The organism is Gilliamella sp. CG13, from assembly GCF_046635805.1.
Taxonomy (GTDB): Bacteria; Pseudomonadota; Gammaproteobacteria; order Enterobacterales; family Orbaceae; genus Gilliamella; species Gilliamella apicola_I.
Genome location: NZ_JBIDFM010000012.1, coordinates 25,646 through 37,138, shown reverse-complemented (window position 1 = coordinate 37,138; position 11,493 = coordinate 25,646). Strand labels below are relative to the sequence as shown.

The following is an 11,493-nucleotide window of genomic DNA, read 5'->3' as shown; positions in this document are numbered from 1 at the left end:
AGATGTGTATAAGAGACAGTAATATAATAGTATGATTTAATTGATTAATAATAAATTAATTTTGCTCAGAACTTAATTTTTTTATATAGAATCTATCGATTATATCTATCAAAAAACATATAAACTATTTATTTTTATCTTGTTAATATATACTTAATAACACTTTTATTATGAATAAAAACTATGAAGACATTTCAATTATTATTGGTATTAATGTTATCTTTTTCATTTAGTGTCAAAGCTAATGAAAATGGTGCATCAAAAGCTCCAGAACTAATAATGACTGATCCTAGCTCATTGATTCCTTCTTTAAAGCTTTCGGCAGAAAAAGGGGATGCACAAGCACAATACACTTTAGGTAATATTTATAAACAAGGTTTAGGCGGTATTGAAGTTAATCCTGTTCGCGCGCTGTTTTGGTTTAAAAAAGCAGCTGACCAAGGATTAGCTAAAGCCCAAAATAATTTAGCATATATGTATCAAAATGGTTTAGGAACTAAGCGTAATTTATCGAAAGCATTTAAATATTTTAAATTGGCAGCGGATCAAAATTACAGTTTTGCACTTTATAATTTAGCTTTAATGTACAAAAATGGGGAAGGTGTCGCCAAAAATAACGATAGTGCTATTAACTATTTTATTTTAGCTGGTGATCAAGGCGTGTTTGATGCTTACTTAAACCTAGGCATTATGTACTTTTTTGGTGATGGTGTAGAAGAAGATCGTATGCAAGCAGCCGATTGGTTTAGTAAAGCAGCGAAATATAATGTGCCTGAAGCCTTATATTATTTAGGATTAATGTCGGAACACGGCGATGGTCTGACTCAAGATTATGTTGCTGCAACCTATTTTTATACGCAAGCGGCAGAATATGGTAATGTACTTGCAATGTATAATTTAGGCATTATTTATGCCACAGGTACAGGCACTAGACCTAATAACCAATTAGCAGCCCATTGGTTCTCTAAAGCAGCAGAAGCGGGTAATGCAGATGCACAATATAATATTGGCGTAATGTATGATGTCGGCGGTGGTGTTCCCAAAGATATTAAAAAAGCGATTGAATGGTATATTAAAGCCGCTGAACAAGGCAGTGCTGATGCTCAATACAATTTAGCCATTAAATATCTTGAAGGTGAAGGTATCAAGAAAAATAAAGATACGGCAATTTACTGGTTTACTAAAGCGAGTGAGCAAGGTGATCGAGATGCTAAAACGTATTTAGATGAACTTTTAGCAGATAAATAAAAAAGGGCGATTGCCCTTTTTTATTTTTATTAAGTTATCCAGAATTTCTCATTCCAGCAGCAATACCTGATATTGTGATCATTAATCCTTGTTCAACTATTGTATTTTCTTCATCATTACGTTGACGAGAACGATTTAATAGTTCTGCTTGTAATAAATTCAACGGTTCAATATAAATATTTCGTAAAGCAACGGATTGCGCAATCCAAGGTAGATCGGCCATTAAGCTATCATCGTCAGTAATGGTTAAAACAGTATTAATATCATCTGTTAATAAATTACGTAACTCTTCTCCTAATGGCCACATGCTAGCATCAACTAAACGTTGTTCATAGTACTCATGAATTTTTGGTGCAGCTTTAGCGTATACCATTTCTAACATACCTAATCGTGCATTAAAGAAAGGCCAGTTGTGATACATATCTTTGAGCAAATCTTTTTTCCCCTCTTCAATCACTTTTTTTAAGGCACAGCCAGCACCAAGCCATGAAGGAACCATTAAGCGATTTTGTGTCCAAGCAAAGATCCATGGAATAGCTCTAAGACTTTCTATTCCGCCACCTGTTCGCCGTTTTTGAGGCCTTGAACCAAGAGGTAACCTTCCTAATTCTGCTTCGGGGGTGACCGTTCTAAAATAATCGACAAATTCTGCTTTTTCACGAACATAACGTCGATAGCACTGACATGAAATATCTGACATTTCATCCATGATATTGCGCCATGCTTGTTTCGGCTGTGGAGGAGGTAATAAATTTGCTTGAAGTATAGCTGAAGCATATAACATTAAGCTACTGAGCGCGACTTCCGGTAAACCAAGTTTAAACCGAATCATTTCACCTTGTTCAGTGACACGAAGCCCGCCTTTTAATGAACCAGGTGGCTGAGAAAGGAGTGCCGCATGTGCTGGCGCCCCACCACGCCCAATTGAACCGCCTCGCCCATGGAATAAAACAAGATTGATATTATATTTTTCAAATAAGGCGACTAATTCTTCTTGCGAACGATATTGTGCCCATGATGCCGCAAGGGTTCCAGCATCTTTAGCTGAATCCGAGTAACCTATCATGACCATCTGTTTACCTTGGATTTTTTGTCGATACCAAGGAATATCCAATAATTTTTGCATGACAGTCTTTGCATTATTCAAATCTTCTAATGTTTCAAATAGCGGTGCCACCGGGATATTTTTTTCACAATCGACTATTTTTAAGAGCAAATATACCGCTAAAATATCCGAAGGTGCTTTTGCCATTGAGATAACATAAGAAGCAATCGACTCTTCACCAGCTTTTTTAATTACACGACAAGTGTCAAATACTTCTTTAACGATTTGACTAGGTTGCCAATGATAGGGTAATAATGGACGATTAGATTGAAGTTCGGTTAATAAAAATGCTTGTTTCTCTTCTTCAGACCATTGTGCATAACTTCCAAGATTAAGTTCTTTCGTTAATTCATCAAGTGCTTCAGTATGAACAGAACTATCTTGACGTATATCTAATTTGACTAACTGTAATCCAAAGCTTTTTATTCGACGTAATGTATCAAGTAAAGGTCCGTGAGCAATAGTTGACATCCCATTATCAATTAATGATTGGTAACAAATATAAAGTGGATCCCAAAGTTGGTTATTTTTAATTAAAATATCAGCTGGAGCTAGGACTTGTTCATTATTGAGTACTGATACTATGTAACTGTGCGTTTTAACTAAACGGGCTCGTAGCTGCTTCATCACCGCTCGATAAGGTTCTGATGCTGTTTTATTTGGCTCATCTAACAGATCAATAACAGATTGGTTACACTCTGTCATCGATAACTCTCGCACTAATATTTGAATATCTGCTAAAAATAATTCAATTGCTTTTAATTTAGCTTGTAACATGACTTTTTCTGTCACATCAGCTGTGACATTAGGATTACCATCACGGTCTCCCCCCATCCATGAGGTAAATTTTATTGGAACATGTTCAACAGATAGTTGTTGATTAAACGCATCAACAAGTTGATCATTAAATTCCCGTAAAAAGAGAGGAACACCTTGCCATAAACTGTCTTCTATAACAGAAAACCCCCATTTAGCTTCATCGAGAGGTGTAGGCCGTTTTTTACGTATTTCATCCGTATACCAGGCCTGACAAACTAGCTGTTTTAATCGGCGCATAATACGTTCAATTTCGTAATCAGCAAGATCATTATGATCCAATTGCGATAAGCAATTATTTATTGCGGTATAGGTATTAATCATTGTACGACGATTAATTTCGGTTGGGTGAGCAGTCAATACTAATTCAATCGATAAATCGTTAATGGCTTGTGTGATAGTTTGCTCAGAAAAGTTTAATTTTTTTAGGATAGTAAATAAGTCTGTCATTTTTTTTGGACTGCTCGCCGCTTCCCCGTGCGGCGAAATGCCATAATATTCTGCCGCAATATTTACTAAGTTTAGAAACTGGTTAAATGCTCGAGCAACATGTAATAAATCTTCATCATTGAGATGTTCTATTAATTTGAGTAACTCTTGATGAGATTGCTTATTTCCTTGTTGAGCCGATTTTGATAGCTTCCTTATTTTTTCGACTAAATCAAAAGTTTCGTTACCGGTCGCTCGTTTTATTGCATCGCCAAGGAGGGTACCTAACATATTAACATTACTTCGCATAGAGGAGTATTCACTGTTCATTTTGATCTCATTTTATGTATTTAAAAATTAGGGTTAAGCAACTTTAAGCTGTAAGGGCATGTTCACAATTTAAAGAAATAAGTATAAATAATGGCTAATTTGCTCAAGTTATATACTTTATATCAATGCTTAATTGAATTTAAATAATAAAATTTTATGGTTTTTATTTTTTTTTATGTTTTAATTATATTGAAAATATAATGCACTTATCTTTAAATTCTTAGCTAATATTAAAAAATAACGTTCTATTTTTTATTAAATCACTGTTTTTCAATGAATAGCTCGCCTGTAATCTGTATCTTGCTTTAATTTGGGTATATACTAATAAGATTGAGAATATATATTGGATTATTTAATGATCGCTGTTTTTTATATTGCGTCGATTATAGCTATTTTTGCTAGCATGAAAGTGATTAGTTGCTTACAAATAGATAAAGCTATTTTGTACCTTATTGTTTCGCTTTTTGCTTCAGCGTTGATATTGATTCTACTTAATACTTATTTATCAGCTGTGCTTTATATCGTGTTCTTTATTGGCGGAACAGTAACGCTTTTTTTATCCATTGCAAGTATACTTAAAATTCGTAAAGACAATGTAGAAAATGATAAACATGGTATTAGCCCTAAAATATGGTTAGTCCCGCTAATGTTAGCTTTTGTTTTACTGGTCATCCTTATTTATGGAGTAGTAAGCACTGACTATTCACAGCTAAAAGAGCCACATGAATTAACCCATGAAATTTCAATATATGCCTATATTTTAATGGCAGAATTGGGAATATTTTTATTATTAGGTGCAGCGGTCATTGCTTATCATTTTATGCATCGTTTGTCGTCGGAGAGCTAATATGATTCCATTAATGCATAGCCTTATTTTAGCTTCTATCTTATTTGTCCTTGGTTTACTAGGCGTGATGATTCGGCGCAATCTCTATTTTTTGCTCCTTAGCCTAATCATAATGAATAACGGTGCCATTATTGCTTTAATTGCTGCAAGTAGCCATTGGCAACATACAGATGGGCAAGTACTGGCTATTTTAGCGATTGTTGCAGTACTTGCCGAAGTGTGCGTTGGACTTGCCCTTTTTAGAAAGCTAGTTTACCGAAAGAAAATTTTTAATATTGACTCATTAAGCGAAATGAAAGGATGAATTTACTCTATTTAACTATCATTGTTCCTTTGCTTTCTTTTTTAGCCCTTGTTAGCTTAGGAAGACAAATACGATCAATTAATATCATCATTATCGGCATTAGTACTATGCTGATTGTGGTATTAATTACCATATTTTCTTGTATTGATTTTGTTACTAACTCAGTCCCTGATATGTCATTAATTTATAGCAGACCATTATGGAATTGGTTTTCTATAGGGGATTTTGTTGTTCCCATTACTTTAACCTTAGATGGTTTGTCATTAACTTTTCTTGTGTTAATTGCTTTTTTGGGCATGCTTATCTATTTTTTTGCTGCGTATTATTTAACATCTCAAAAAGATATTTATACTTTTTATGCTTATAGCAATTTGTTAATAGCAAGTATGTTAACAATTATTTTAGTCGATAATCTGTTGGTCATGCTAATTGGTTGGGAAGGTGTTACATTAAGTATTTACTTACTTATTGGCATTTACTATAAACAAATCCGCAATGGTTTTGCAGCAGTTAAAGCGTTTGTAATCATGCATTTGACCGATGTTTTTTTACTCATCGGTGTATTTTTAATTTATCAAACGCTTCATACGTTAGATATTCGTAATATATTGACTCTCGCACATGCTAATTTAGCTATCGATTCAGATATCATCTATTGGATAACATTGATGCTATTGCTTGGTGCAATGAGTAAATCAGCGCTATTTCCAATGCAATCCTGGTTTACTGAAAGCACCTTAGCCCCCATGCCTGCAATGGCGTTAATGCAAAGTTCAACGGTAATCTTAGCGGGTGTTTATTTAATTTTAAGACTCAGCAATTTGTTTATGATGTCAAGCGATGTACTTTCTATCATGACAATGATTTCATCGCTAACAGTTTTATTTGCAAGCTCTATTGCTCTTGTACAATACGATATTAAACGTATAGTCACTTTCATAAACCTAACACAAATTAGTTATCTGTTTTATGCATTTTCAACTCAACATTGGAGTTTATCACTTAATTGTTTAATCAATTATACAATGACAAGTACGTTACTCATATTAGCCTCGGCAATACTTATCAAAAAATGCCAAGGTGAGCGTGATATAAGTAAAATTGGTGGTTTATATAAAAAATTCCCCGTTTTATTTATCATTTTTTTAGTCATTCTGTTATCGCTTAGTGCAATGCCATGGATTTCAGCTGCCTTTTACATTAAAGGTGACATTATTTGGGGATTAATGGCTCAAGATAATTTAATGAATGGAACCATTGGGTTATTAGGTATTTTGCTCTCGAGTGTTAGTATATTACGTTTAATATTTATGGTGTTTTATCATAAACCTAAAATTAAACAATTTGCCAAAACGAATTGGACGAGTTATTGCCCTATTTTCTTATTGTTAATATTTACCTCATCATTAGTTATCTATTTTCCGTTACCCATAAAAGGAATAATTCCAATTGCTGCATTAGATACTAATGTAAAATTGTCATTCCAGCTTCTTTTTGCTGCGGTAACGTTACTTAGCATTATCATCGCTTATACACTATTTGCTCATCCTAATAGTGAAGTGAAAGAAGTGTTAAACACGCCCATAGTGAAATTTTTTACACGACTGTGTAAAGCAGAATGGCGATTTGATTATTTACTCAATATTGTTTTTGTTAAGCCTTTCATCTTTTTAACCAGTAAATTGAAAAAGGATCCATTAGCAACTTGGGACAATTGGGTTATGCTGGGTATAAAAAAAATCAATTCATATATTGTCGGCTTCGAAAATGGACATCTCAGATGGTATATGGTTTCAATTGTAATGGGTAGTATTATTATATTAATGTTACTTGTGTTTATTTAATAAAGGTGCAATCTTTCATGTTGTTATGGCTTATTTTCTTACCTGTGACAGGTGGATTTATCGGTTGGTTATGTCATCTTTTTTTACAACGAATGGTAGCATCTGTTGATGCGCAATCACGTTGGAATAAACTGCCAATTTGTATCGCATTCATGACGATTATCATCTCGCTAATATTGGTGATCAATTTTTGGCTGGATGCGCAAGCTATTATGGATCAAGGAAATAGTTGGGTAGAAGAAGTCAATTTTGAATGGATTCCGTTATTAGGTATTCGTTTTCACTTAATTTTAGATGGGCTATCTATCATTGTTATTACTTCAACACTCATTATTGTTTTATTCACTATCGCCTATTCAAGCAAAGAAAGCATTAATAATACTGGATTATATTATCTGTGTATTTTAGCAATGACATCAGCTGTCATGATGTTATTTACAGTTACGGATCTCTTTTTGTTATTCTTTTATTGGGAAGCTGTTGCGATTCCTATCTATTTTTTAATTTCTTTATGGGGAAGACGAGATTCCAATTCTCAGCTACGCTTTAATGGTGCAAGTAAATTTCTTATTTATACGCAAATCAGTAGTTTGTTAATGTTAATCTCGATTGTTTCATTAGCTCTCATTAATTGGAATTTAACGGGTCATTGGACTTTTGATTATCAAATCCTAACCAAAACGCCTATATCAAGTAAAACAGAATATTTATTAATGCTTGGATTCATGGCTGCCTTTATTGTGCGTATTCCTTTTGTTCCATTTCACAATTGGTTTATTGAAGCACATATCGAATCGTCAACAACCGGTTCAATGATGATTAGTGGTTTATTACTTAGTACTGCCACTTTTGGGTTATTGCGTTTTGTCATACCATTATTTCCTAATGCTTCTGCAACAATTGTACCTTTAATTTTAATACTTGCATTAATCACCGTTTTTTATTCTGCACTACTTGCATTTAATCAAACGGATATTAAAAAACTAATTGCTTATGTTCATATTGCATTGATGGGCTTTGTGACCGCTATCATATATAGTGGTTCATTAATCGCCTACCAAGGAGTGGTCATACAAATTATTGCGATTAACTTAGCGATTGTCGGTATGTTCATGATTAGTGGTTTATTAGTTGAATGTTATTCAACACGTAACATCAGTCAATTTACTGGATTGAAAGAGCGAGTCAAATATTTATCATCATTTACGTTATTTTTCATATTGGCCGTATTGGGTATACCTGGCACAGCTAACTTTATAGGAAATTACCTGATGTTACTTGGAAGTTTCACAACATTTTCTTATTCTATAATTTTATTAGCACTAGGATTACTTATGCTATCTATTTCATTCATTATTCGTATGCAACCTATTTTTCATGGCGGTCACGATAATAATGAAACCATGAAAAAGTGTTTTCTTAATATCAAAGAGCTTTTATTGTTAAGTAGTTTATTGGCTGTTCTTATTTTTATCGGATTATATCCTAAAGTCATTTTAGATATGTCATATTCTGTCATGAATCAAACTCAACACTATATAACAACAGAGCGCATGGGAGAGTAATAAGATATGATAGCTTTATCACCTATTTATATATTAAGTCTTACTATTATTGCGCTAATGTTTGCATTATTTCGTTTCAAAGTAAGTACAAAATACTGCGCTATTTTATCTTTATGTGGTTTGATATTCGCATTAATTTGCGCTTCTGTCATGGGATATAAAATTTCAGCCAATGATCAGAAAATTTCAGATATCAGCAGCGATAATATGCAAATATTTATCTCTTCTTTGCCACTGACTTCTCCTGATTTTCAGAATGCAAAATTGTTAGCAGTGGATGCCGCACCAACTCAACCAGATCCACAAACTAATCAGACAGAAGCACTGAGTGACAATAATAATGATGCAAGCGTAGAATCAGCGACTCAAGTCCGCCAACCTCAGTTAGACGAATCCAATTCGGAACAGACTATAACATCTGAAACACCGAAAAATGAAGACATTGCGGATAACCAAGAAAAAAATCAATCCCATTCAGATATTCAACAACCGAATAATGTAAATAATTGGAACTCCCAAGAAATTACAGTACTTTTCACCTGTGATGGCTATGGTTTACTTTATACCAGTTTGATTTTATTAATTTCAATTATCGTCAGTTGCTTAGCATATCGTTGGTTTAAGCAAGAACAAAAGTCTCATGGATTATTTTATATAATATTACTTTTCATGGCATTAGGTGGAGTGACCTTAGTCTACGCCAGCCATTTAATCGCTTTCTTTATTGGTATTGAGTTGCTTTCCATTCCTTTTGTGGGTTTAATAGGATATCAATATATTCAAACCCACTCCCTTGAAGCAGCAATTAAATATATGATTTTATCCGCCGTTGCAAGTGCTTTTTTGCTAATGGGTATTGTTTTTTATTATGCATCCACCGGTGAATTAACGTTCAGTGGTTTAAGTTATCAGTTATCCACTATGACCTACCCAAGCACACTGTTATTAATGGGGGTCTGTTTAATGCTTGTAGGTGTCGGTTTTAAATTATCACTTGTTCCTTTCCAACTTTGGTTACCCGATGTTTATCAAGGTGCACCAACGGTTGTCGCACTTCTTTTATCCACAGTGGGTAAAGTTGCGATATTTTGCGCTATCGCAAGACTATTTTTATTAGCTCCTATTGTAAACAATGAAACCATCCGAATTATTTTAGTTGTGATGGCATTTTGTTCTATTTTATGGGGTAATTTATTTGCTTTTATGCAAAGTAATTTAAAACGTCTTCTTGCATATTCCTCAATCGCACATTTTGGTTATTTATTAATTGCATTAATTGCTGTGCAATATCAAGTTTTGGCCTTAGAAACAATCGGCGTTTATTTGATAGGTTATATTCTTGCAAATATTACTGTTCTGGGCGTAATTAGTTTAGAATCTCACTCAAATGAGCTTCAAGATCATGAAAATGAGCTAGATTTGTCGGGATTATTTTGGCGACGCCCTATCCTTGCATTATCTATGGGAATAGGCTTGCTTTCATTAGCTGGCGCACCTTTAACTCTCGGTTTTATTAGTCGATTTTTATTAGTCCTATTAGGTGTCACCGCTGAACTATGGTGGTTAATGGCAGCAGTTGTAGTCGGTAGTGCGCTAGGCCTATATTTTTATGCTCGTTTAGTGATCAACCTTTATATCAAACCAACTTGTCGAGATGATCAATTTATCAATAATTCAGTAGTAAGTTTTAAATGGCATAAAATTGGAATGAGTGAGTTACTCATCACCCTTTCTGCTTTACTTATTATGATTTGCGGAGTCTATCCTAAATGGGTATTTAACTTAGTGAGTATGGCACAATACTTAACGGCTTAAACTAATTTAAAAAGATGTTCAAACTAATTTATTTATAAAAAAACCACTCGTTTGAGTGGTTTTTTATCTGTCTTAAATAAGCATTATTTTGCGGTTGCGGTAACTTTGAGTTTATAACCTTGAGCACCTGCTTTGTAGGTCGTACTGTACATTGAATCGTTGTTAAGTTGACCTAATGTTATATTTTGATTTTGTGCTAACGAATCTGTTGTCGCTCCAACACCGGCATAAGTACCGTCTAACTCCCAAGTAAAGTTGTAATTTGCAGATAAGTCAGCTTCACCACTATCTAAAGCACCATTGCCATTAGAATCTAACCATACCACAGCTCGATATTTTCCGCCTTGTTTAGGTACGAAAGTACTACCCGCTATACTATAGTTATCATTTGAATCAGCAGCTAAAATGTAGACCCTCATGTCATCAGATTCAATTGGTCCACTTGTAATTTTATTCGGATCTTTTTGTTCACCTGGACCATCATTAGGGTTACTACCTATTTCGTCTTTATTCGGGCCATTAGTATCATCAGTAGGGGCTTTACTTGGATCTGTCGGATCTAATGTATCCACTTGTCCTGGTGCTTGCGTACTCCAAATATCAGCAACTTTTAACCATTTATTTGTATATGGTAAACCAAACTCAGTTTTTTCTAATACTTTGAAACCAATTCGTGTTGCACCAGCAAACTCATTTGTAATTTTAAACGTAATTTTACCATTACTGAACTTAATATCTGAGTCAGCTAAACTGGCTTCTTTCCATTCACCAGACGCACTTTTATAAAATGCTTTAAACGTTTCTTTTACTACTTTACCTGAAGGATCGCTGTCACCATCTTCATCATGTAAAGTATACTCGATAACGACATAATCATTAACTTTTGCAGCTCGACCACCCACGGTATTGTTACCATCAGCATCAGAGGATACTGACACTGTTAAACTGTGATCTTGACCGCCAAGACTTTTAATTACAGGTGCATTACCCACTATATATTTAGCACTCACACCGCTAAGTGCATATGCGTTACTTGCTGCACATCCAGCGATTAACAGACCTAAAGCAATATTTTTTATCATTAAACTTTTCATGTTTAACTTCCTATTTTTCATTTATTAATTATTGTATATCAAAAATAATATACACCGTTTTGTATTTAACTTTTAGATAACCCTTATAAATGGGTT

The 11,493-nt window shown here is 34.0% G+C and carries 8 protein-coding genes; 6 read left to right on the top strand and 2 right to left on the bottom strand.

Going from position 1 to position 11,493, the window contains the following annotated elements; translation table 11 throughout:
• Window positions 1–183 precede the first annotated feature (183 nt).
• Entirely contained in the window at window positions 184–1,248 is a 1,065-nt protein-coding gene (locus ACGH6R_RS10985) for a tetratricopeptide repeat protein (protein WP_411599819.1), read from the top strand.
• A 34-nt stretch (window positions 1,249–1,282) separates the two neighbouring features.
• Here the strand turns inward: ACGH6R_RS10985 and ppc are convergent, their stop codons facing one another.
• Window positions 1,283–3,928 (bottom strand): phosphoenolpyruvate carboxylase, encoded by a 2,646-nt coding sequence (gene ppc, locus ACGH6R_RS10980; protein WP_411599818.1) that lies wholly within the window; start codon window positions 3,926–3,928, stop codon window positions 1,283–1,285.
• Between the two features lie 355 nt (window positions 3,929–4,283).
• Here ppc and ACGH6R_RS10975 point away from each other — a divergent pair, with 355 nt between their 5' ends.
• Genes ACGH6R_RS10975 through ACGH6R_RS10955 form a run of 5 tightly spaced genes read left to right on the top strand, consistent with a single transcriptional unit; the run spans window position 4,284 to window position 10,303 of the window.
• Window positions 4,284–4,775, top strand: coding sequence for an NADH-quinone oxidoreductase subunit J (locus ACGH6R_RS10975; protein WP_267360822.1), 492 nt, complete (start codon window positions 4,284–4,286; stop codon window positions 4,773–4,775).
• Window position 4,776: 1 nt separating this feature from the next.
• A complete protein-coding gene (gene nuoK, locus ACGH6R_RS10970) occupies window positions 4,777–5,079 on the top strand; it encodes an NADH-quinone oxidoreductase subunit NuoK (protein WP_267351481.1) in 303 nt (100 codons plus the stop codon).
• Complete coding sequence (locus tag ACGH6R_RS10965) at window positions 5,076–6,923, top strand: NADH-quinone oxidoreductase subunit L (protein WP_411599816.1); 1,848 nt, start codon at window positions 5,076–5,078, stop codon at window positions 6,921–6,923. The genes nuoK and ACGH6R_RS10965 overlap by 4 nt, the downstream gene beginning before the upstream one ends.
• A 17-nt stretch (window positions 6,924–6,940) precedes the next feature.
• Window positions 6,941–8,488: a complex I subunit 4 family protein gene (locus tag ACGH6R_RS10960; RefSeq protein ID WP_411599814.1), complete on the top strand. Its 1,548-nt coding sequence runs from the start codon at window positions 6,941–6,943 to the stop codon at window positions 8,486–8,488.
• A gap of 6 nt (window positions 8,489–8,494) precedes the next feature.
• Entirely contained in the window at window positions 8,495–10,303 is a 1,809-nt protein-coding gene (locus ACGH6R_RS10955; RefSeq protein WP_411599812.1) for an NADH-quinone oxidoreductase subunit N, read from the top strand.
• 83 nt (window positions 10,304–10,386) lie between these two features.
• Here the strand turns inward: ACGH6R_RS10955 and ACGH6R_RS10950 are convergent, their stop codons facing one another.
• Entirely contained in the window at window positions 10,387–11,397 is a 1,011-nt protein-coding gene (locus tag ACGH6R_RS10950; protein WP_267351473.1) for a hypothetical protein, read from the bottom strand.
• Window positions 11,398–11,493: the final 96 nt, after the last annotated feature.